Below are 21,855 nucleotides of genomic sequence, written 5' to 3'. Positions count from 1 at the left end.
CGGTGTTCGCCGCCAGGATCAGCACCAGCGCGGTCGCCGCCTGGATCAGGTAGAACAGCACGCTGTGGTCGCCGCCGAAGACCGAGGCCGCGAGCTGGGCGATCACCGTCTGCTGGGGCGTGTTCGCGCAGTCCGGGAACCCGGCGAGTCGGCAGCTGTCCTCGGTGATGTGGACGTCCGCGATCAGGGCCAGGGCCGTCACCCCGACGAACATCACGATGGCGGTGATCCCCATCGCCGCCATGGTGGTGGCGGCGTTCTTCGACTTGGGCCGCCGGAAGGCCGGTACGCCGTTGGAGATGGCCTCGACGCCGGTCAGCGCGGTGCAGCCGGAGGCGAACGCGCGCAGGCCGAGCAGCAGCAGCCCGAGGCCGGCCAGGGTGTCCTTGCCGTCCTCCGGCGTGATCGCGTACTGGGCGCTGGAGGCCACCGGCGGGTGCCCGAACGCCACCCGGACCAGGCCGGTGACGATCATGAGCATCATGCCGGCGATGAAGAGGTAGGTCGGCGCGGCGAAGGCGTTCCCGGACTCCCGCACCCCGCGCAGGTTGATCGCCGCGAGCAGCGCCACGAATCCGACGGCCATCTCGACCCGGTAGTCCGCCAGGGAGGGCAGCGCCGAGATGATGTTGGCGACTCCGGAGGCCACCGACACCGCGACCGTCATCACGTAGTCGACCAGCAGCGAGGCCGCCACCACCAGGCCCGCGTTCGGCCCGAGGTTGGTCGACACCACCTCGTACGAGCCGCCGCCGCTCGGGTAGGCGTACACCACCTGCCGGTACGAGGCCACCACGATCACCATCAGCGCGACGACCGCCGCCGCCACCCACGGGGTCAGGTAGAGGAACGCGGTGCCGCCGACGGTGAGCACCAGCAGGATCTCCTGGGTGGCGTACGCCACCGAGGAGAGCGGGTCCGAAGCGAAGATCGGCAGGGCCAGGCGCTTGGGGAGCAGGGTCTCCCCCAGCTCCTCGCTGCGCATCGCCCTGCCGATCACGAGGCGCTTGAGCATCTGCGGCACGTTGAACACACCGGCGAGCGTATGCGGCCGCGGCCCCGCGACCGGGCCTCCGCAGCCCGCCCGGCGCGCCGCCGGTTCACCCGCCCGGAGCAGCGTTTTCGCAGGCCGCAGTCCTGCGCGCACCCCCGGAGGGCCGGCGCGACGGGACCGGGCGGGGCGCCCCGGGGCGGGCCGGCGCCCGGCCGCCGGCCCGCCCCCGCCCGTACCGTCCGGGGCCGGGCGAGCGGTTCCGCCACGGCCCGACCGGGCATCAATTCCCCTGCACCACAGCCGTACTGAGTACTGACCAGGGGGAAGCACCATGTTCTACTTCGCCGTCCTGCTCCTCGTCGCCGGCATCGTCCTGCTGGTCCTCAAACGCCGCTCGATCGTCGGCTTCCGCTTCGCGACCCTCACCGGCCTGCTGGTCGGCGCCCTGGGCCTGCTGCTGGCCCTCAGTTCGTTCACCTACATCGTCGAGCCGTACGAGGTGGGGGTCCCGACCTCGCTGGGCTCGGTGGGCGGCACCTGGAAGCCCGGGCTGCACCTGAAGTCGCCGCTGACCGAGGTCACCACCTACTCGACCCGGCCGTCCGACCTCAACCTCACCGGCGACGACACCGTGGAGGTGCGCTCCTCCGAGGGAGGGGTGCTGTACGTGGACCTCACCGTGAAGTGGGCGATCGACCCCGAGCACACGCTCGCCCTCTACAAGCTGTCCGGCAGCGCCGCCAACGTCCAGCAGCGGCTGGTGTACCCGGACACCCGGGAGATCGTCCGCAACGTCTTCGCCAAGCACACCAGCGTGGAGGGCTACGCGACCCAACGGGAGGCGATCAGCGCCGAGATGGAGCAGCTGATCACCCAACGGCTGTCCCCGCGCGGCATCATCGTCAACAGCGTGAACCTGCGCAACGTCAAGCCGAGCGACGTGCTGCAGAAGGCGATCGACCAGAAGATCCAGCAGGACCAGGCGACCCAGCAGGCCGCCGCCGCCGTCCTGACCGCGAAGGCCGAGGCGGAGAAGCGGAGGATCGAGGCCGAGAGCACGGCCGCCGCCAACACGGTGATCGCCAACTCGCTGACCGACAAGATCCTGCTCAGCCAGTGCTACGAGGCCTTCAGGGCCGCCGCCGAGAAGAACCCGGTCTACGCCAGCCCCTGCGGCTCCGGCTCCGGCAGCTCGCCGCTGATCGTGGACGGCACCAAGCGGTAGGCCGTGCCCGCCCGCCGGGCGCTCCGGGTCCGGGTCCGCCCCGGGCCCGGAGCGGCGGCGCCCGGCAGCACCCGGCGGCGCCCGCCCGCGGGGCCGGCCCGGGCCGTTGCTACGCTGCGGGCGTGGCCCTTCCCAGCATCCGGAGCGTGCGCGCCCTGCACGAGAAGTACGCACCCACCGGCGAGGACCTCGCCCTGGTGCTGACGCACTGCGAGATCGTGGCGCGGATCGCCGTCCGGCTCGCCGAGCGCGCCGGACCGGGGGTGGACGCCGGACTCGTGGAGATCGGCGCGCTGCTCCACGACATCGGTGTGTACCGGCTGGCCGGCGACCCCTACATCCGCCACGGCGTGCTGGGGCACGAGATCCTCCGCGCCGAGGGCCTGCCCGAGGAACTCTGCCGGTTCGCCTCCTGCCACACCGGGGTCGGCCTGACCCGCCACGACATCGAGAGCCAGTGCCTGCCGATCCCGCCGGGCGACTACCTCGCGGTGAGCGCCGAGGAGCGCCTGGTGATGTACGCGGACAAGTTCCACTCGAAGAGCACCCCGCCGAGGTTCCTCGACACGGACGCGTACGCCGGCCAGGTGGCGCGCTTCGGGGCGGACAAGGTGGCCGCCTTCCACGAGCTGACCGCCGAGTTCGGCCGGCCGGAGCTGGCCGGCCTGGTCGCCGAGTACGGACACGCCCATCAGCAGGGCGCGACCCTGCGGGTGTGACCGGCGCCTACGGGTGCGACCGGCACCTACGGGCGTGACCCGGCCCTCGCGGGTGCGACCAGCGCCGCGAACGGCGGGCGGTACGGGCGCCGGCCGTTCGCCGGTGTCGATCGGCGGCGGGCGTCAGGCGGCGGCGGGCGACCCGGCCAGGCCCTGCTTGATCCGGCGGCTGACCTCGTCGGCGAGGATCTCGGGCAGCCCGTGCTCCAGTCCGTCCAGCGCCTGCGCGGCCACCGACGCCGGGTCGGTCTTCCGGTCCGCGGGGACGTGGGCGGCCATCTCGGTGTCCATGAAGCCCACGTGCAGCGCGGAGACGGCGATGCCGCGGGGCGCCAGCTCCAGTCGGGCGGCGCCAGTCAGTGCCCAGGCGGCGGCCTTGGCCGCGCTGTAGGCGCCGTGCTCCGGCAGGTGCAGCCAGGACAGCGCCGAGAGCACGTTGAGGACGGCGCCGCCGCCGTTGGCCTCGATCACCGGCGCGAAGGCCCGGGTGACCAGCAGCGGGCCGAAGTAGTTGGTCTCCATCTCGAACCGCACGGTCGCCTCCTCGCCGGCGATCAGCGGGGTGCCGGTGGCGACCCCGGCGTTGTTCACCAGCAGCGTCACGTCGGAGGCGACGCGGGCGGCGGCCGCGACGGACCCGGGGTCCGCCAGGTCCAGGTGCAGCGGCACGGCGCCCGCCACGTCCACCTCCTGCGGGCGGCGGGCCGCGGCGTACACCTTCGCGCCGCGTCCGAGCAGCTGGGCGGTCAGGTGCCTGCCGAGGCCGCGGTTGGCACCGGTGACGACGGCGACGGAGTTCTTGAGGTCCATGGTTCGGTCTCCCTCGGGTGGGCGGCGGGCGCCGCCGGGGCGGGCGCCCTGAATAGATTCTGCTCATAATCTAAACAGGCCCGTAGGATAGATGGCAAGCGACATCCAATCCGGGGAGGTGGCCGCATGGGCCGCGTGTCACAGGCACAGGCGCAGGAGAACCGGGCGCGCGTGGTGGCCACCGCCTCCCGGCTGTTCAGGGAGCGCGGCACCGGCGTCAGCGTGGCGGACCTGATGGAGGCGGCCGGCCTCACCCAGGGCGGCTTCTACAAGCAGTTCGCCTCCAAGGAGGCCCTGGTCGAGGAGGCCGCGGCACACGCGTTCACCGAACTGACGACTCACCGCACCGAGCAGCTGCGCGAGCACGACGGCCGCCCGGACGCCGCCCGCCAGGGCCTGATCGACCACTACCTGTCGCCCCGGCACCGCGACGACGCCGGTACCGGCTGCCCGGCCGCCGCCCTGGCCGCCGACATGGCCCGCGACCCGGGGACGGCCGCCCGCGAGGTCTACACCGAGGGTGTGCGCGAGTTCGCCGGCTGGCTCGCCGACGACCCCGAGGACGGCCTGGCCCGGCTGGCCACCCTGGTCGGCGGCCTGCTGCTGGCCCGGGCCACCGAGGGCTCCGAGCTGTCCGACGAGATCCTCCGGGCCGCGCACGCGGCGCTCTCGGACGCCGGCTGACCGGCCCGGCCGGCCCTCGAACCGGGCCGCCCCGACGCGTGGCGCGGCGGGCGACGACGGCCCCGCGAACGTAGGGTGAGCCGGTGCACCGACTTCTCCCGTGGCCGCGCCGGCCCGAGCCGGACGGCCCCGCGCCCGCGCGGACGGACTACTCGGGAGCCGTCTACGGATCCCTGCTGGCCGCCTCCGTGATCGCCGCCACCAGCTCGGTCGGCGATTTCCCCCGCCTCGAAACCGTGGTGCTGCTGCTCGTCACCGGGCTGGTCTTCTGGGCCGCCCACGTCTACGCCCGGCTCACCGGCGAGCGGTCCGCCGGCCGGAAGATCACCTGGGCGGAGACCCGCCGGGTCGGGGGCCACGAGTGGTCCATCGTCGAGGCGGCCGTCCTGCCGAGCATCGCGGTGGCCGTCAGCCCGCTGCTGGGCCTGGGCCTGGTCGCGACCGGCTGGTTCGCCCTCGGCGTCGCCGTGGCGCAGCAGGTCACCTGGGCCTATCTCGGGGCGCTGCACGCCAGCGCCTCGCGCCGCGAGGCGGGCATCGAGGCCGGGGTCAACCTGGTGCTCGGCCTGATCATCGTGGCGGCCAAGGCGGGCATCGGCCACTGAGGGGCGTACGGGCGGCCCGCGGTGCTCGTGCGGCCCGTACGCGCCGAGGCCCGTACGCGCCGGGGCCCGTACGCGTGGGCGCTCCGCGGAGCGGGGCCCGCCGGCCGTCGTCCCCGGTGGGCCCCGCTCTGCGCCGGCCTGCCCTCCCGTCAGCCCGCCGCGGCCCCGGCCCGGCTCGCCGAACGGGCCGCGTGGCGCAGGACGAGCGCGGAGCCGGCCTCGAACAGCCCGAGCAGCAGCAGCCAGAGGCCGATCAGCCTGGCCAGCGCGACCGCGGACTCGACGGGGTAGCTGAGCACCACGATCCCGGCCAGGATGCCCAGCGCGCCGAGGAACCCGGCCAGCCCCCGGCCCGGCAGGCCCCGGCCGGCGATCGCCACGTACAGCGCGAGGATGCCGCCCAGCAGCCAGTAGGCGCCGACCACCAGGGCGAGGAAGCCGACCGTCTGGAGCTGGTGGCGCAGGCAGAGCACACCGGCCAGCACCGACAGCAGGGCGAGCAGCACGTACAGCACCCGGGCGCCGCCCGAGGTGTCGTGGGTGAAGGCCGTCACGAAGCGGACGACCCCTGCCACGAGCAGTTGCAGCCCGATGATCACGGCGACCACGCGGGCGGTTTCCTCGGGCCAGCTGAGCATCAGGATGCCGGCGACGGCGGTCAGGACGCCGAACCCGAGCGTCCACGACCAGGACCGGCCGACGACGGCCAGCCAGTCCTGGGGGTCGGCCTGGTCCGGGGTGGGAGCAGTGGTCACGATGGGCCTCCTCGTCCGGGTCGTCCGGTACGGGCCCGGTCGGCCGGGCCGCCCGGCGGCTGGATCCGGCCGGGCCGCCCCGCGCCACGGGGTTCCGGGCTGCGACGACAGCTGCAGTGTGCGCCGCCCGGGCCCGGAGGAGATCACCCGCCAGGGGTGGTGCGAGGGACGAAGGGGGCCGACGGAGGGCCGGTCCGACGGGCGGCGACGGCCGGGGCCGGGTCGGTACGGTGGCAGGGCGGTCCGGTCACTCGGGCAGCTGCCGCAGCTCGGTGACGCGCAGGCCCAGCAGCTGGAACCGGGCCAGCAGCCCGTACAGGTGCGCCTCGTCCACGATCGGGCCGACCAGCACGGTCTGGCTGGCGATCACGAAGCTCTCCAGCTCGGGGAAGCCCTCGTCGAGCATGGTGTCGGACATGGCGCCGGCGACCCGGATCTCGTACCGCATGCGCGCCTCCGAATCGGCCCGCCCGTGCCGGGCGTCCCAGGCCCCCTCTCTCCGGGTTCCAGGCTCGCGGCCGGGGGCCGGGCGGTCATCACCCCGCAGAGGTGAGCCGGGCCCCCGGCCGCCCCGGGCCCGGCCGGCCCGGCGGCTCGGAGCAGGTACAGCGGCTCAGAGCAGGTGCAGCCGGCGGGCCCGGCGGACCGCCTCGGTGCGACGGCTCGTGCACAGCTTGCGGTTGATGCTCTTGAGGTGGGTCTTGACGGTGTTGACGGACAACTGGAGGTCCGCGGCCACCTCCTGCGTCGACATCAGCTGCGCCACCCGTTCCAGCACCTCCCGTTCGCGCCGGCTGAGGGGTTCGACCGGCGGGGCGTCCTCGGCCGGGCCGGGCACGGGCGCCGCCCGGCGGCGCAGCGGCTCCGGCAGCCAGCCGTGGTCCGCGGTGAGGTCCGGCCGCCGCCGCAGGAAGGCCGCCAGCCAGGGGCCGGCCTCCAGGAAGGGCCCGCGCAGGCGGTCGGGGCGGGCGGTGGCCAGCGCGCGGGTGAGCAGGTGCGCGGCCGTCCGTTCGTCGCCGTCCGCCGCGCCGGCCTCGGCCTTCAGCAGCAGGATGCGGGTGACGGTGGCGGGCGGCCCGGCCGGTGTGCGGGGCAGCGCCCTGGCGGCGGCCCCGCGGTCGCCGGCGGCGAACCGGGCCCGGGCCGTGGCCAGGGCCAGTTCGGGGCTGCGGGCCTGGCCGGCCGGCAGCAGGCCGACGGCGGCTCCGGCCGCGCCGGCCGCCACCAGGGCCTCGGCGGCGACCGGCGCGATCAGCCCCCGGGCCCAGGGCGAGGGCTCCCCGGCGGCGCCGGGGTGCTCGGCGGCCGCCAGGAGGGCCAGCGCGCGCCGGGGGTCGCCGTTCCGGAGGGCGAACCGGGCGCGGACCACGGCCCCGAGGACGATCCGCAGCGGATCCCCGCCCGGGCCGGACCCGACCACCGGGGCGCCGCCGTCCACGGCACCGCTCTCCCCCGCACCACCGTGCCCCGCAGCGCTGTCCACCACGCCGTTGTCCCCGGCCCCGCCGTCCACCGCACCGCCCGTCACCGCACCGGCCTCCGCCGCCGGGACCCGCCGGGCGTGGCTCCGGACAACTGCCGGATCGCCCCGCTCCAGGGCGATCCACGCCAGGACGAGGTGGGCGATCGCGGCCCGGCCGGTGCCCTCCGCCTCCCAGGTCCCGGCCTCGGCGAGGGCCTGCCGGGCCCGCCGCTCCGCCGGGCCGACGGCCCCGCCCAGCAGCTCCACCAGGGCGAGCAGCCCCAGCGGCTCGTACCGCTCCGGGTGCTCGGCGCCCGGCGCCTCGGCGACGGCCGCCAGCAGGGCGGCGCGGGCCGCGCCGGGATCGCCCGACCAGAGCCGGACGGCCGCCAGGTCGGTGAACAGCCGTACCGGCAGCACCTGGTGCTCACGCCCGGGATCGGCCGGGACGGTCCGGCGCAGGCGGTCGGCCGTCCGGGCCGCCTCCACCGCCCCCGGCGCCGAACCGGTCAGCCGGGCAGCCACCAGGCGCAGGACCGCCGCGGTGAGCCGGGCGGGCGCGTCGTCCTCGGCTGCCGTGAGTCCGGCGGCGGCCCGGTCCAGATGGGCCGTCCCGGCCGCGCAGTCGCCGGCGGCCAGGGCCCGGGCGGCCCGGATCAGCTCGGCGCACGGTCCCTCCAGCCCGGCGGGCATGGCGTCGAACAGCGCCGCCGACCGCCCGGGGCCGGTGGACGAGAAGAACTGGTCCACCGCCGGGCCGCCGGCGAACCAGGCGGCGGCGAGGTCCCAGCGGTCGGCGGCCACCGCGTGCCGCAGCGCCTCGTCCAGCAGGCCGGCCCGCTGCAGCCAGCGGGCGGCGGCCAGGTGCAGCTCGGGCGGCAGCCCCGGGTGCCGGGCCCGCAGGTGGACCCGGAGGATCTCCGCGAACAGCGGGTGCTGGCGGTACCAGGGGCCGTTCAGCGGGGTGACGAAGGCGTTCGCCCGGGCGAGTTCGTCGAGGATCCGCTCCGCGTCCCGGCTGCCGGTCAGGGCGTCGGCCAGGGCCGGATGGATCCGGTCGAGGATGCTGGTGCGCAGCAGCAGGTCCCGGGTCCCGGCCGGTTGGGTGTCGAGCACCTCCGCCAGCAGGAAGTCGGCGATCGTGCTGTGCCCCGCCTCGAACTCCTTGAGGTACCGCCCGCAGTCCGGACTGCGGGCGGCGGCCAGCGCCCAGAGCCGCAGTCCGGCGGCCCACCCCTCGGTGCGTCCGGTCAGCACCCGGACGTCCGGGCCGGACAGCGCGAGGCCGTGCCGGGTCAGCAGGGCCGAGCTCTCCTCCTCGGAGAACGCCAGGTCGGCGGCGCGGATCTCGGTGATCTCGTCCGCGGCGCGGTAGCGGTGCAGCGGCAGCAGCGGCTCGTTGCGGCTGACCAGCACCAGGCGCAGCATCCCGCCGCAGTGGCGCAGCAGGTGGTCCAGGCCGGTGGCGACCTCCGGGTCGGTGATCCGCTCGAACTCGTCCAGGACGACCACCACCGGGTCCCGGCGCAGGCCGAGACCGGTCGCCAGGTGCCTGGGGGGCCGTCCGGCGGGGGCCGCGCGGCGTGCCGCGCCGACGGCCCGCGGGAGCGCGCCGGCCCGGTGCAGCGCCTGGCCGACGTCGTGCCAGAAGACGGCCGGGGAGTTGTCCTCCGCCTCCACCGTCAGCCAGGCCGCCGGGTGCGGGGGCGGCGAGGTCCGGAGCCAGTCGCAGACCAGCAGGGTCTTGCCCGCGCCGGCCGGTCCGTCGACCAGGACCAGCGGGTGCTCCCGCACCCCCCGGGCGAGACGGTCGGCCAGGCGGGCCCGGCGGACGAAGGTGGCGGGGACGGGCGGGACGCCGAGCCGCCCGGCGAGGGCGGGGTCGGCGCGGGGCGCGGCGGCCCGGCGGAGGGCTCCCGCCGGGTGCCCCGGACGTCCGGTCACGGCGATCACCGCCTCAAGGCTCGGTACCCGCCGGAATCCACGGCCTGTCTCCGATCTTCGACCGGCGCCGGTGGACCCGCAAGGCGAAGGTGCCGGGGGCGGCCGCGCCGGCGGTGGCCGGGTGCTGCGGCCGCCCCAGGCACGGGGTCAGGCGTCCGCGGTCCGGCCCTGCCCGGCGGCGGGAGCGGCGGGCGGCGGGGACGGGTAGCTGGGGGCGAGGAACTCCCGGACGGCGAAGGCGGCCAGCACCACCACGGCGAACCAGAACACCACCACGCCGCTGGGGTGGTCCCAGAAGGCGAAGACCAACGCGGCCACCAGCAGGACGGCGATGCCGATCCAGCGCTTCCAGCGGCGGACGAACGGCTCCACCGGGCCGGCCCGGAACCCGGCCGAGTCGGCGGCCGAGCGGACGGCGGCGACACCGTGGCCGCTGACCGAACGGACGGTCACGGCGGCCCGCGACGGCCCGATCAGGAAGGCCCCGAGGGCGACCACGACGGCCAGCACCCCGACCACCCGGACGGCCCGGCGCAGGTAGGTGACCAGGGCGTCGTACACCGCGGCGGCCGCGTCGGGCGAGGCGTCGGCGGGCAGGTGGTCCAGGAAGTAGGAGCGGAAGACGGCCAGTGCGATGCCCAGCAGGAGCATCGCCGCCCCGATCCCCAGGCAGGCGCCGATCAGGGCCCGACGCCGGTTGAAGGCGGTGAAGACGCCGGCCGCGGCGACCAGCACGACGATGACCGGCATCCAGTTGCCGAGCACCTCCAGGAGCCGGAAGCCGCTCTTGATCTTGGCGAGGTCGGGCGAGGAGAAGACCACGAAGTCGGTGTGCACGGCGGGGATCTTCGAGGCCGGCCCGAAGCCCGCGTCGACCAGCTGGGTCTTCACCCGCTCGACGGCCGGCCCGATGTCGATGGTGACCTCGTCGTTCTTCAGCTGGACGGTGCCACCGCCCTGGCCGGTCAGCGCCTTCACCATGCTGGCGTGGCCGGCCCGCAACGCCGTCTCCCACACCGTCGCGAAGGCGTCGCTGGTCACCACCCGCTCGGCGGCGCTGTGCACGAGGTTGGTGAGCGCGCTCTCCAGCGGCCCGGTCAGGCCGCCCAGCAGCTGGGCGAGCCTCGGGGGCACGCCCTGGTCGGCGGCGGCCGAGGAGAGGTCGTTCACCACCGCCTTGACGTCGATCTGGTCGACGGCGGCGGTGGTGATGCGGTTGGCGAGGGCGTTCTGCACGTCGGGGTTGCGGGCGAGCGGCGCCATCGAGGCGACGAACCGGTCGGTGTCGGTGACCTCGTCGTGGGCCCACACCGCGATGACGGCCAGCAGCGAGAGGACGGACGCGATGACCACCAGCACCACCGAACCGGTGGTGCGCAGCCGGTGGTGCTGGGGCCGGCTCGTCTCCCGGGCCTCCAACTGCGCGACCCTGCGGTGCAGGGCGGCGAGTTCCTCGCTCTCGTCCCCGGCGGCGGCCGGCCCGCCGGGGACGGACGGGCCCGCAGCGGCGGGGCCGGGGGCGGACGGGCCGGCAGCGGCGGGCTCCTTGGCGAGTCCGGACGACCCGGCCGCACCGGGCTCCTTGCCGAGTCCGGACGCTCCGGCAGCACCGGACGTCCCGGGAGCGGCGGACTCCTTGCCGGGACCCGACGTCCCGGGAGCGGCGGACTCCTTGCCGGGACCGGACGTCCCGGGAGCGGCGGACTCCTTGCCGGGACCGGACGTCCCGGCCGGGCCGACGTCGGAGCCGGCGTCGGGGCCCGGGCTCCCGTCGGATGCCGGCGGACCGTCGGGTCCTGGCCGGCCGTCGGATTCGGGCGGCCCGTCGGGTCCGGTCGGTGTCATGGTCGCTCCTCGGTCGCGCTCCCCGACAGCGAGTCGCCGTCACGGGCCACCACCCCAGCGAAAGCCCGCCGGGCCCGGACGGCGAGCAGGAGTACCCCAGCAGGGTGACCCCGGTCCCGGGCGGGAGCGACCGGAGCGGCCCGGCCGGGTCACCCTCCGCAGGTGATCCGGAGCGCCGGGGCGGGGATTTAGCGTTAGCGTCGCAGGAGCGCACCCGTCCGTGGCCGGACGGCGGCCGCGGCGTTCCGCGGCAGGCCGCGGCGCGCCCCCGGCCGGGGCGGGGACCGTACGAGGGCGCCGGAGCGAACCCGCCCCGGACGCCCGGCACCCGCGCACCGGACGTCACCGATAGGAGTTGACGTGAGCAACGAATCCAGCGAACCGATCGAACCGGGCCCCATCGACTACCTGATCGTCGAGTTCCCCGGCAGCCGTCTGACCGGGGAGGGGATGCCCCTGCTCGCCGACCTGGTCGACCGCGGCATCATCCGGATCCTCGACCTGACCTTCGTCAGGAAGGAGGAGGACGGCTCGGTGACCGGCATCGAGCTGGCCGACGTCAACGGCGACGGCCAACTCGACCTCGCCGTGTTCGAGGGCGTCTCCTCCGGTCTGCTCGGCGAGGAGGAGCGCAGCCAGGCCGGCGCGATCCTCGCCCCGGGCGACTCCGCCGCCGTCCTGCTCTACGAGAACCTCTGGGCCGCGCCGCTGGCCGCCGCCCTCCGCCGTGCGGGTGCCCGCATGATCGCGCGGGGGCACGTCCCGGTCGAGGATCTGATCGAGGCGCTGGACGCGCTCGACGCCAAGGCCTGACCGCACCGTCCCGTTCCCGACCCCGACCCGTCCGCCCTCTCACCCCAGGCAGGAAACCATGCCCGGACTACTGCGCGGCGTCGCCCGCACCGCCGTCATCGCCGGTACGGCGACCACCGTCTCCAACCGCGTCTCCCGTCGCCAGGCCAACCGTTGGGCGAGCCAGGAGGCACCGCAGGCCGCACCGGCACCCGCACCGGCCCAGCCCGCACCGGCGGCGCCCGGCCCCGCGTCCATGGACGACAAGCTCGACCAGCTCAAGGAGTTGGCCGCCCTGAAGGACCAGGGCGTCCTCACCGAGGCGGAGTTCGCCGCCCAGAAGGCCCGCATCCTCAGCAGCTGACCCACCGCCCGGCGGCCGCCGGCCCGGATCGCCCGCCCGGATCACCCGCGCGGGCCACCGGCCGCCGGCCGCTCAGGACGGGCGTCCGTAGGTCAGCGCGCCGAGGCCCTGGCGGGTGGCCGCGACGACGACCAGGTCGCCGTCGGCCAGGCGGCGGTCCGGCGCCGGGTCCCAGAGCAGCTCCGGCCCGTCGCCCGCCGGCCGGGCCAGGTCCGGGGTGCGTGCGGAGGGCTCCCGGAGGTCGACGGCGAGGATCCGCCAGAAACCCGCGCGCTGCGCCTCGGCCACGGTCAGCCCGTTCAGCAGCGGGTTGGCGGTGACCTCCACGGCCGCGATCAGCAGCACCTGCCGGCCCACCGCGATCGCCCCGAGCACCTGGCGGCCCATCATCGCGGAGGCGAACGAGGGCGCCGCGAGGAAGGAGACGCTGCGGGTGTCGGCCCGCGGGTACGAGTCGCGCAGCGCACGGTAGACGACGCCGGCGAAGTCGTCGTCGAACAGCCGCAGCACCACCCGGACCTCGGGGTTTCCCTCACGGGCGTGCAGCGCCGCTTCGAGGTTGGCGCTGTCGTTGCCGGTCAGGGTGACCAGGGCGGCGCTCCGGCCGATCTTCGCGGCCTCCAGCACGCCCTCCTGGGTGGCGTCCCCGATCACCACCGGCACTCCGTACGCCCGGGCCGTCGCCACCCCGAGGGCGGTCGGGTCGCGCTCCACGCAGACCACCGGGACGTTCAGGTCCCACAGGCTCTCCAGCACGCGGCTGCCGACCCGGCCGAGGCCCACCAGCACGACGTGGCCGGCCAGTCCGCGGGGCGGGCGGCGCAGGGCGGAAGCACTGCGGAAGGCTCCGAGCGCCTCCAGGGCGAGGGCGATCATCAGCGGCATCACCAGCATTCCGCTGACGGCGGTGAGGATCTGCAGGATCTTGCGCCCGGAGCCGTCCTCGGCGGCCGGGTCCCCCACGCCCAGCACGTCCATGACGGTGAGCCAGGCCGCGTGCTGCGGGGTGGTCCCGCTGACCGCCGCGGTGAGCGCGGCGAACAGCACCACCAGGGCGGCGAGGGACGCGAGGGCCCAGCGCAGGCGACGGGAGAACAGTGCTCCCAGCGGCGGGGCGGACAGGCCGGGCAGCCGGCGCGGACGGCTCGGCGCCTGCGCCCGGCCGACGAGCTCCAGCACGGTGCGGCGGCCCTCGGGCGGGAGTTGGGCCGGGTCGGGGAGGAGTTCCTCGGCGCGGTCATGCTCGGGCCGCCCGGCCCGGGCGGCCAGGACGGCGACCTCGCGGCCCGCGGTGGCCCCGCCGGGCGCGACCTCCGTCACGCGCAGCAGCTGCCCGTCGACGGGGACGACGTGGCTGAGGCCGGCCACGGTGGCGGCGACCAGGGCCGGAGCGGCGGTGGCCGACGCCGAGAGGACGGTGGTGGAGGCCTCCTGGGCGGCCGCCGGGAGGTCCGGGCGGCGGGCGGCGGCGGCCCGGTCGAGGAGCTGCTCGACGCGCCGGCCGAGCTTGCGGTTGTACACCCGGACGGTGAGCCGCAGCGCGGGGTTGATCCTGCGGGCCCGCAGCGCCACATGGATGTTGGCCTGGTCGTCCTCCGAGGTCAGCGCCAGCGCGACGGCGTTCCGGACGCCGGCCGCCGCCAGCGCCGCATGGTCGAGCACGGCGGCCTCGACGATCTCCACCGGCAGTCCCTGCTCGGTGCGGAGCGCCTGGATCTGCGGGCCGTGGCCGCGCTCGGCGGACGGCAGGACGACGGTCACCCGCTGCCCGTACAGCCGGGTGAGTTCCACCGTCAGACGGTGTGCCAGCGCGTCGTCGCCGCAGATCACCATGTGCCCGCCCGCGGCCGCGTGCCGGGATGCCTGCTGACGTGGCAGCCCGTGCGCCCCGGCGCTGGGACCGGCCGGTCCGGCAGTGTCCCCCGGTCCGGCGGTTTCTCCTGGTCCGGCGGTGCGCCGGCCGGCGGGCGGTGTGAGTGACATGGCCGCCAGTCTGCCCGGCGGCGGGCGGGCACGGCAGCGCCTCGCCGTGATCCACCGCGCCCACCACCGCCTGTTCCTGACAGGCCGTGACCAGCGGGTCCGGCGGAGCCCGCTCGCCCGGCGCCGGCCGCCCGGGCCACGTACACGAACGGGCCTTGTCCGTGAAGGACAGGACCCCTCGGTGCGACCGGATCGGCGCACTCCGCCCGCGACGACGGCCGATACCGTCCTTCCACAGAGTGTTGCGAGGTGGATTAGGTATGGCTACCCTAAGCCCCTGTTTCCCCCTGCTGATGGAAGGCCCCCCCGTGCCCTCGCCTGTGATACCCCCTGCCCTGACGTCCTTGGCGGCGGCCGCTCCCTCCACCCCCCTCGGTCCCTTCGTCGACAGCGCCGTGGCCTGGAGCACCTGGGTCACCCTGATGGGCCTGGTCGGCCTGATCGCCCTCGCCGTGCTGTCCACCGGCCCCGCCGCCGCCCGCACGGCCCCCGCCGCGCTCCCCGCCGTCACCGCCCGGATCGCCTGGGGCGCGGTCGTCGCCGGCGTCCTCGCCGCCCCGGCCGTGCTCACCGAACTCGCCCACAAGGCCTCGAAGAGCGGCGGCTACGACTGGTCGGCCGCGTGGAACTCCCTCTACGACGGCACCAACGCCGGCCGGCTCTCCGGGCTGGAGGTCACCTTCGCACTGGTGGCCGCCGCCCTCGCCGCCCCGCTGACGGTCCGCACGGTCGCCGCCGGCCGGGCCCGCGGCCCGCTGCTCGGCGCCGGCCTCGCCGCCGCCTCGGTCGCCCTCGGCGCCACCAAGTTCCCCACCAAGGCGCCCGCCGACTGGGGCCGCGGCAGCTTCGACACCCTGATCTGGATGCTGCACCTGCTCGGCGGCGGCGTCTGGTTCGGCGGCCTGGCCGGCCTGCTGCTGCTCGCCGCCCCCGGCGCCGTGCCCACCGCCGAACGGCGCGCCTTCTGGTCCCTGGCCGTCCGGCGCTTCTCCGTCGCCGCCATGGCCTGCGTCGCCGCCATCACCCTGTCCGGCCTGTTCCTGTACTGGGCCCACGTGGACGGCCTCACCCAGCTGGTCACCACCATGTACGGCCGCGTGCTCGGCGTGAAGATCCTCATCTTCGGCGGCCTGCTGCTCCTCGGCACCTTCAACCAGTTCTGGCTGCACCCCCGGCTGGACGCGCTGCGCGACGAGGGGGACGAGCGCCCGCTGGTCACCGTGCTGCTCCGGAAGTTCCCGCTGGTGGTCGCCGTCGAGGTGCTGCTCGCCCTGGCCCTGCTTCTCGTGGCGCCCTTCCTGCACGGCTCCGCCCGCAACCAGGCCTACCAGGCGCAGGTGTCCGAGCAGTCAGCCACCCCGATCCCCGCCAAGAAGCTCCCCAAGCTCCCCGCCAAGCAGGTCAGCACCTCCACCTGGGTCTGGGGCACCCTGGAGACCGTCGCCGTGATCGCCCTGATGGGCGGCGCCTACCAGCTCTCCGGCCGGCTGGCCCGCCGCCGCTCGGCCGCCGCCGGCACCCCGGACGGCACCCCCGACACCACCACCGCGGACACCACCGCCCCGGAGACCACCACTCCGGCGGACACCACCGCCCCGGAGACCACCGTCCCTGCGTCGCTGACGAACTGACCCCGGTCCAGCCGGGCGAGGCCCGCCGTCCATGCCTTCGGGCATGGGCGGCGGGCCGTCCGGGGTATGGTTTCCGCTCTCTTCTGACGGGGACCGCCACGGATCGGCACCTCACCCGGGCCCGAGGTGAACGCAGTCCCGCAAGGCGTGCGGCACGACGTTCACCAGCAAGGTGCAGGGCCCTTGAGCGCGTGCAGCTCGGGTACCGTGAGCCGGCTGCTGGAGCTTCGCCATCCCCTTCCGCACACCGGACTTGACGGGCTCTGACTGACTCCTGCCCCCGCGAACGTTCCGATCGTGATCACGGCGTCACGCCTGGCAGCATCTGCCGGGCCAGGGAGCGGACTTCGGCCAGCAGGTCACCTGGGGGCCGGTCCAGGTCCAGTGCGTGCTGGTGGATCACGATGCCCGCGTGCCGCACCCGGTGGGCGGCGTGCGGGGCGTTGCCCCTGGCGTAGACGAGGTGGCCTTCCGGCAGGCCGAGGGCGGTGCAGTAGGCGAGCATCTGGTAGAGGTCGGCGTCCGGGTACCCGTCGGACTTCTCGGCCTTGTACTTGGCATCGGCCACGGCCTGCGGAGCGCCGTCCGGCCCGTAGAGCACGAGGTCGGGCCTCATCCGGATCTCACCGGCCTCGTCGAGGTGCTGCGGGTCCTGGAGCCGGCAGGCGTGGTCCGTCCCCCTGAAGGCCTCGCGCAGGGCGACCGTGACGAAGTCCTCGAAGAGCTTGTCCCAGCCCCCCGAGCAGGGCCTGCACGGAGGTGAGGTCGACGACGTCGTGCTGCGCGGAGAGCTTCTGCTGGAGCTCCTCGGGCAGCTCGTCGTACGGATACCCGGTGCTCTGCCACTCGACCGGCCGCCGCAGGTTCGACCGGCCGTCCTCCGCGGCGACCTGCTCCACCGCCCCGGTCACCTCCCCCACGTACAGCTGCCCACCGGAGATGGTGCAGACCGTGTCGCCGGGCTTGAACCGGGAGAGGAAGGCGTGCAGTTCCTCGACGAGATCCTGCTGCTGGCCGTACGTCGCCGTGAAGTCGTAGTCCTCCTTGACGAACGTACGCAACTGCTCCTTGCTGGTGCCCTGCCCGACGCCCTGCCGCAGCCGGGACGCGGCGAGGGTGACCCGCCCCTCGGGCAGCCACAGCCGCTGGACGAGATCGATGCCGGAGACGTTGGAACCGCGGACCAGCCACGCGCGATTGGGCCCGGCCCAGACGCCCGGCATGAACTCCCGCAGCGCCCTGCCGTCCTCGGTACGCCACTCCCACCAACCGTTGGCCGACCGGCCCAGCAGCACTTCGGCGGCGGCGGACGGCGAGCCGCACTCCACGTCCTCGGACAGCTCCAGACGCCCGGGCCACCGTTCGGACGGACGCAGCTTCCCCTCGTCGACCAGCCGCTCCCGCAGCCGGTTGGAAGACACCATCCGCACCGGGAACGACGGAAGAACCTCTCCCCGAGCCGGCGCACCTGCGTACACCAGGAACTTCTGACTGCCGTTGCTGCCCTTCTCCGGCAGCAACCGCCCGTGCGCGACCGGCCCGCCCTCGGACAACCGCAGCCGGAACTCCTGGTTCTCGTCCATCACCGTTTGCTCCTGCTCCCCACCCCGAATGATCCTCCGGGCACCATTGAGCCTCGCGCCGACAGGCACCTGCCTTCCCGGAAGAGCACCGGCACCGCAGCACCGCACAAGTTGACGTGACGTCATGCCAGGAAGTACGGCAGCGCCGGTTCGCCCGCGAAGCTAGACTGTCGCGCACGCAAAGCAGTCGGATTCTCACTCTTGGTGTCCCCACGGGCTGGGCGAGGGCCGGCTTTCCTGTCAGGGTCTCTGTCTGGGGGTGGCGGGTCCATGTCTCGTTCGGATCTTCGGGCGCTGTTCCGGTCGAACAACCAAAGCCTGAAGGCCGTGGACGTGTTCGCCGATCGGGAGAACGAGTGGGCGGCCGTCGCCCGGAGCATCACGGCCCGGGCCGCAGAGGCGCGGGATCCGGCCTTCGACGTGGAGGACCTGGAGAGCCCACGCCGCAATGTGCTGACCTTCTACGGGGTCGGCGGCATCGGCAAGACCTCCCTCTCGCGACAGATCGCCGAACACCTGGCGGGCGACGACCACGGCCCGCGCCAGTGGCCGCCGCTCGACCCGTCCGTCGGGCCGGTGATCCCCGTCCGGCTGGACCTGTCCACCCAGGCAGGCCTGGGTTTCGAGTCCGTGATGCTGGCCCTGCGTGTGGCGGTGGCATCGCTCGGCCGGCCGATGACCGCCTTCGACCTGGCGTTCCACCGTTACTGGGCGCACAACCATCCGGGCGAGCCGCTGGAGGAGTATCTCCGGCGGAACACCTTCTTCAGCCGCTTCTCCACCTCCTTGTCGGTGCCGGAGCAGATGCGGTCCGCCCTGGCCGACACCGCCCAGGCCCTGATGATGCCGGGAACGCTGGGTGTCCTGGTCGGCCAGACGCTCAAGACCGTCGTCCGCTCCCTGCGCGACCACCGCCTCCGGAGCCGCGCGCTGGGCGGCTGCCGCCGCCTCCCCGATCTCCTGGAGGCCGAGCCCGACCTGGACACCCTCAGCTACTACGCCCATCTCCTGGCCTGGGACCTTTCCCAGCTCCCGGCCGAACGCTCCGCGACCCTCGTGGTTCTCCTCGACACCTTCGAGGACATCGGCGACCGCACCCATCGGGACGCCGAGCGGCTCGTCCAACGACTCGCCTGGCTGATGCCCAACGCCCTGTTCGTGATCACCGGCCGCAACCGGCTGCAGTGGGACGACGACCGGTTGGAGGGGCAGCTGGACTGGGTCGGTACCCGCTGCTGGCCACTGTTGGCACCGGGCGCCGAACAGGACCCTCGCCAGCACCGGATCGGCTACCTCTCCGCCGAGGACGCCGAACGCTACCTGTGCCGCCGGCTGACCCTGGACGAACAACCCCTGATGGACGAGCAGACCAGGCACCTCATCATCGCCCGCTCCCACGGCCTGCCGCTCTATCTCGACCTCGCGGTCATGCGCTTCCTGGACCTCTACCACCAGCAGGGCACCGCCCCTGCCGCCGCGAAGTTCAACCACGACTTCCCCGCCCTGGTCGCCAGGACCTTCCGTGACCTCACCGCGCCGGAACGGCAGGTACTGCGCGCGGTCAGCCTGCTGGACGCCTTCTCGATCCCGCTCGCCCGGGCCGCCGCCGGCCACGACCGCGACGCCCCGGCGATGCAACTGGCGGAGAGACCCTTCATCGAGCACCAACCGGCCGCCCCCTGGCCGTACTACCTGCACAATCTGGTGCGCTCCGCGATCCGCGACGCCGACTCCACCGCCGAGGACCGCTGGAGCCCCGCGGACTGGCAGCGCACCGCCGCCCGGGCCTTCGCGGCCCTCGGCACGGAGTACAGCGCCGCCCGCGCCGACGGCGACCGCCGAAAACTCCTCGGCTGCCTGCACCAAGGGCTGCGACTCGCCCGGGACTTCAACCTCGGGCTCGACTGGCTCGTGGACGCCGCCTACGCCTACGTGGAGGACTTCGTCTGGGAGCCGGTCGAGCTGCCGCCGGCCGGTGCACCGTCCGCCGGCGGGACTCCTGCCGTGATCCCTCATTCCGGTCCGGCCGCCAATCCCCCCACGGCCCTCGCCGCCGCGCTCAGTGCCATCGCCCGACGACAACGCCAGCACCGGCAGCTCACCGCTGACACCCTGCGGGACGTGCTCGCATCCGGTCTGCTGCCGGAGTCGCTGAACGACCTGCCGGCGTACTTCCTCGCGGAGTGCGACCGGGACCTCGGCCGGCTGCAGGAGTCCATGGACGGGATGCGCCGCGTCGCCGCAGCCGGTGGCCGGCTCGCCCCGGACGCGTCCCGAGGCATGCTCCACCTCGCCCGGCGGCTCGGGCACTTCCCCGATGTCCTGACGGCCGCCGCGGCACTCGGCCGGCGCGGCCGCAAGCACCGTACGCTCGGTGACGTCTGGTGGTCCCAGGGAAACATCACCCGCGCCTGCGCCTCATACGCCCAGGGCCGGGACGACGCCGAGCAGCAGGGCCAGCACGGCGAGGCCGCCCTCTCCCAGGCGTGTCTGGCCTTCGCCGCCGCCTTCCAGGACCGTGCCCGTGCCCAGGAGCAGATCCAGCGCGCCGAGGACATGCTCACCGGCGGTGACGCCCGGTGGGCACAACTGCAGGTGCGGAACGCCCGCCTGCTACGCGACGCGGGCGCCGGCCCGGGGCTCGCCGACCGGGCCGCGGCCGTCGTCCGCGAGGCCGAGGCCAACGGCCTCACCTCGTCCGCGGCGTACGCCCGCTTCGCGGTCTGCTTCGACGCGGCGATCACGGACTCACCCCAGCAGCTCGAATCCGCCAGACAGGGGCTGCTGCTCAGTGTCCAGGGCGCCGAGTTCGCCTACCTGCTCGAACTGTCGTACCTGATGACGGGGCACCGGCCACCCGAGGACCTGCCCCGCGCCCACTGGATAGACGGTGTCCAGGAGACCGGCGCCAGATGGCGGCGGCTCATCGACGACCGCCGCGCCCAGCTCGCCACCACAGGAGACTGAAACCGACTTGGCCACCTACACGACTCTTGACGATCTCGACGTCCCTGCGCTGTGCTCCGCGTACGGGCTGCACGATCCCCGTCTCCAGCCCCTCAAGGGCGGCGCAGCCAACTCCAGCTTCCAGCTCCGGACGGCGGAGGGCTGCTTCGTCCTCACCGTGCTGGACAACCACGATCCCACCAGTGCGGCGGCGCTGGCCGATCACACGCGGGTGCTGTTCGCCCACGGCCTGCCGACGGCGGAGGTGGTCCCCGAGGTGGGAGGGGGCTCCACCACGGTGATCGGCGGGAAGCCGGTGCTGCTCAAGCGCTGGATCGAGGGCGAGGTCATCGACCCGTTGCCGGAGGACCGGCTGACCGAGGCCGGAGCGCTGCTGGCGCGACTGCACAACCTGCCGGCCGACCTGACAGAGGTCCCCGTGGCCTCCCGGCGCCTCTCCGCCGACCAGCAGGGCCTCATCGGTGGCTTCCGGGACCGCGCCTTCGCGGCCTGGTTGTCCGAGCAACTGACCGTGGTCAACGAGCGCGAGGCCGGTCGGCAACGCTCCGCCGTCCTGTGCCACGGTGACCTCTTCGCGGACAACCTCATCTGCCGGGCGGGCGGGTCACTCGCCGTCATCGACTGGGAGACGATCTCGCTCGACGACCCACTGCTCGACCTCGGCATGGCTGCGGTCGGACTGGCCCAGCAGGCCGGACGCCTCCACCCCCGACGACTCGAACTGCTCGTCGAGGGCTACACAGGTGTCCGGCCGCTGCCACAGGAGGTTCTGGACGAGTTGCCCATGGAGATCGTCCACGCGGCTCTGATCATCGCGTTCCACCGCTACTACCGGCACAACGTCCGTTTCCCGAACGCGGACAGGGCCGACTTCCATCTCAGGATGGTCGATTTCGCTGCTTCGGTACGGGGCCTGGCATGAAGCAGCAGAGCGACTGCTCGCCGAGGGCGGCCGCGGTACGAGCCTGACCGACGATCGAACCGGGCTGCAACGACCGGGAGTTCGCGTGGCTTCGGTCCGATCGAAGGGGCGCCGCCGGACGCACGGTGACGCCCGGGTGTCAGCAGCCTGCGCCCGGCCGCCGCGGGCGCCGTGACCGACGAAGCGGGAGTCGGTGCGGACCCACCCTGATGTCACTTCTCGCCGCCCCTGGTCCGGGTCGGCAGATCAAGAAGCATCGGGCCCGCGCGCGGACCGATGCCCTACGCACGCTGCCCACTGGGCCGCCCGCGGGCCCTCGGAGTCGGCCCCGGACGCACATCCCAGCACCGACAGGCGGCGCAAGGCGCCTCCGAGGGGGCTCCGCACGCCCGAGCACTGCGACAGGCTGCTCATTTATGACTAGAGTAGCGTTGTTTCAATCAATAATCGTCAGCTCTGCGCAGCCGGGCTGTGCTCCGGGAGGTTGACGCGTGACCAGAGGAGACCAGATCGTCCTGGCGGGCGCCCGACTGGTCCTGCCGGGCGGCGTCGTCGAGGACGGCCGGCTCA

17 protein-coding genes and 1 pseudogene are annotated in these 21,855 nt (G+C 74.4%); 9 read left to right on the top strand and 9 right to left on the bottom strand.

The features are described from left to right. On the bottom strand, positions 1 to 1,015 hold a 1,015-nt coding region (locus IE329_RS38505; RefSeq protein WP_190215733.1), incomplete at its 3' end, for an APC family permease. 310 nt (positions 1,016 to 1,325) lie between these two features. Between IE329_RS38505 and IE329_RS38500 the strand changes: the two genes are divergently transcribed. Further along, on the top strand, positions 1,326 to 2,219 hold the full coding sequence (locus IE329_RS38500) for a prohibitin family protein (RefSeq protein WP_190215729.1): 894 nt from the start codon (positions 1,326 to 1,328) through the stop codon (positions 2,217 to 2,219). A gap of 122 nt (positions 2,220 to 2,341) precedes the next feature. Continuing rightward, positions 2,342 to 2,938: an HD domain-containing protein gene (locus IE329_RS38495; RefSeq protein ID WP_190215728.1), complete on the top strand. Its 597-nt coding sequence runs from the start codon at positions 2,342 to 2,344 to the stop codon at positions 2,936 to 2,938. Between the two features lie 123 nt (positions 2,939 to 3,061). Here IE329_RS38495 and IE329_RS38490 read toward each other — a convergent pair whose 3' ends face one another. Beyond that, the gene (locus IE329_RS38490; protein ID WP_190215727.1) at positions 3,062 to 3,748 is read right to left on the bottom strand and encodes an SDR family oxidoreductase; all 687 of its coding nucleotides are present in this window, start codon (positions 3,746 to 3,748) and stop codon (positions 3,062 to 3,064) included. Between the two features lie 126 nt (positions 3,749 to 3,874). Here IE329_RS38490 and IE329_RS38485 point away from each other — a divergent pair, with 126 nt between their 5' ends. Both IE329_RS38485 and IE329_RS38480 read left to right on the top strand, forming a co-directional pair. Further along, entirely contained in the window at positions 3,875 to 4,432 is a 558-nt protein-coding gene (locus IE329_RS38485; protein WP_190215726.1) for a TetR/AcrR family transcriptional regulator, read from the top strand. An 83-nt stretch (positions 4,433 to 4,515) separates the two neighbouring features. Then, complete coding sequence (locus tag IE329_RS38480) at positions 4,516 to 5,037, top strand: hypothetical protein (protein ID WP_190215725.1); 522 nt, start codon at positions 4,516 to 4,518, stop codon at positions 5,035 to 5,037. 149 nt (positions 5,038 to 5,186) lie between these two features. Here IE329_RS38480 and IE329_RS38475 read toward each other — a convergent pair whose 3' ends face one another. The 4 genes from IE329_RS38475 to IE329_RS38460 all read right to left on the bottom strand — a co-directional run bounded on the left by IE329_RS38475 (position 5,187) and on the right by IE329_RS38460 (position 11,043). Next, positions 5,187 to 5,792 carry an HdeD family acid-resistance protein gene (locus IE329_RS38475; RefSeq protein ID WP_229928121.1) on the bottom strand — a complete coding sequence of 202 codons (606 nt, stop codon included), beginning with the start codon at positions 5,790 to 5,792 and terminating at the stop codon, positions 5,187 to 5,189. A 247-nt stretch (positions 5,793 to 6,039) separates the two neighbouring features. Beyond that, positions 6,040 to 6,240, bottom strand: coding sequence for a hypothetical protein (locus tag IE329_RS38470; protein WP_190215724.1), 201 nt, complete (start codon positions 6,238 to 6,240; stop codon positions 6,040 to 6,042). A 165-nt stretch (positions 6,241 to 6,405) separates the two neighbouring features. Then, a complete protein-coding gene (locus IE329_RS38465; RefSeq protein WP_190215723.1) occupies positions 6,406 to 9,198 on the bottom strand; it encodes a LuxR C-terminal-related transcriptional regulator in 2,793 nt (930 codons plus the stop codon). 147 nt (positions 9,199 to 9,345) lie between these two features. Beyond that, the gene (locus IE329_RS38460) at positions 9,346 to 11,043 is read right to left on the bottom strand and encodes a collagen-like domain-containing protein (protein ID WP_229928120.1); all 1,698 of its coding nucleotides are present in this window, start codon (positions 11,041 to 11,043) and stop codon (positions 9,346 to 9,348) included. Positions 11,044 to 11,403: 360 nt separating this feature from the next. On the opposite strand from IE329_RS38460, the gene IE329_RS38455 reads away from it, so the two are divergent. Together IE329_RS38455 and IE329_RS38450 are read left to right on the top strand one after the other, a co-directional pair. Further along, a complete protein-coding gene (locus IE329_RS38455; protein ID WP_190215722.1) occupies positions 11,404 to 11,856 on the top strand; it encodes a DUF6325 family protein in 453 nt (150 codons plus the stop codon). A gap of 58 nt (positions 11,857 to 11,914) precedes the next feature. Continuing rightward, positions 11,915 to 12,199 (top strand): SHOCT domain-containing protein, encoded by a 285-nt coding sequence (locus tag IE329_RS38450; protein ID WP_190215721.1) that lies wholly within the window; start codon positions 11,915 to 11,917, stop codon positions 12,197 to 12,199. A gap of 72 nt (positions 12,200 to 12,271) precedes the next feature. Here IE329_RS38450 and IE329_RS38445 read toward each other — a convergent pair whose 3' ends face one another. Next, positions 12,272 to 14,182: an NAD-binding protein gene (locus IE329_RS38445; RefSeq protein WP_229928119.1), complete on the bottom strand. Its 1,911-nt coding sequence runs from the start codon at positions 14,180 to 14,182 to the stop codon at positions 12,272 to 12,274. 344 nt (positions 14,183 to 14,526) lie between these two features. On the opposite strand from IE329_RS38445, the gene IE329_RS41760 reads away from it, so the two are divergent. After that, the gene (locus IE329_RS41760; protein ID WP_268257388.1) at positions 14,527 to 15,813 is read left to right on the top strand and encodes a DUF4149 domain-containing protein; all 1,287 of its coding nucleotides are present in this window, start codon (positions 14,527 to 14,529) and stop codon (positions 15,811 to 15,813) included. Between the two features lie 301 nt (positions 15,814 to 16,114). Here IE329_RS41760 and IE329_RS38435 read toward each other — a convergent pair. Together IE329_RS38435 and IE329_RS38430 are read right to left on the bottom strand one after the other, a co-directional pair. Continuing rightward, positions 16,115 to 16,543 (bottom strand): annotated as a pseudogene (locus IE329_RS38435) (5-methylcytosine restriction system specificity protein McrC); the annotation flags it as partial. After that, positions 16,437 to 17,237 carry a DUF4357 domain-containing protein gene (locus IE329_RS38430; RefSeq protein ID WP_308438441.1) on the bottom strand — a complete coding sequence of 267 codons (801 nt, stop codon included), beginning with the start codon at positions 17,235 to 17,237 and terminating at the stop codon, positions 16,437 to 16,439. The gene IE329_RS38430 and the pseudogene IE329_RS38435, both read right to left, overlap by 107 nt. A 486-nt stretch (positions 17,238 to 17,723) precedes the next feature. On the opposite strand from IE329_RS38430, the gene IE329_RS38425 reads away from it, so the two are divergent. After that, positions 17,724 to 20,363 carry an ATP/GTP-binding protein gene (locus IE329_RS38425; RefSeq protein WP_308438440.1) on the top strand — a complete coding sequence of 880 codons (2,640 nt, stop codon included), beginning with the start codon at positions 17,724 to 17,726 and terminating at the stop codon, positions 20,361 to 20,363. Positions 20,364 to 20,370: 7 nt separating this feature from the next. Continuing rightward, entirely contained in the window at positions 20,371 to 21,285 is a 915-nt protein-coding gene (locus IE329_RS38420) for a phosphotransferase (protein WP_190215718.1), read from the top strand. Positions 21,286 to 21,855: the final 570 nt, after the last annotated feature.

It is taken from the genome of Kitasatospora indigofera (assembly GCF_014655955.1).
In the GTDB taxonomy this organism is placed as follows: domain Bacteria; phylum Actinomycetota; class Actinomycetes; order Streptomycetales; family Streptomycetaceae; genus Kitasatospora; species Kitasatospora indigofera.
Note: the sequence above shows the minus strand (reverse complement) of the source record. Positions and strands in the feature narration are given on the sequence as shown.

Excerpts from the sequence above, each read along its gene's own strand:
- IE329_RS38500 (WP_190215729.1), top strand. The coding sequence starts at position 1,326 with ATGTTCTACTTCGCCGTCCTGCTCCTCGTCGCCGGCATCGTCCTGCTG.
- IE329_RS38490 (WP_190215727.1), bottom strand. The coding sequence starts at position 3,748 with ATGGACCTCAAGAACTCCGTCGCCGTCGTCACCGGTGCCAACCGCGGC.
- IE329_RS38485 (WP_190215726.1), top strand. The coding sequence starts at position 3,875 with ATGGGCCGCGTGTCACAGGCACAGGCGCAGGAGAACCGGGCGCGCGTG.
- IE329_RS38470 (WP_190215724.1), bottom strand. The coding sequence starts at position 6,240 with ATGCGGTACGAGATCCGGGTCGCCGGCGCCATGTCCGACACCATGCTC.
- IE329_RS38460 (WP_229928120.1), bottom strand. The coding sequence starts at position 11,043 with ATGACACCGACCGGACCCGACGGGCCGCCCGAATCCGACGGCCGGCCA.
- IE329_RS38450 (WP_190215721.1), top strand. The coding sequence starts at position 11,915 with ATGCCCGGACTACTGCGCGGCGTCGCCCGCACCGCCGTCATCGCCGGT.
- IE329_RS38445 (WP_229928119.1), bottom strand. The coding sequence starts at position 14,182 with ATGTCACTCACACCGCCCGCCGGCCGGCGCACCGCCGGACCAGGAGAA.
- IE329_RS38430 (WP_308438441.1), bottom strand. The coding sequence starts at position 17,237 with ATGGTGTCTTCCAACCGGCTGCGGGAGCGGCTGGTCGACGAGGGGAAG.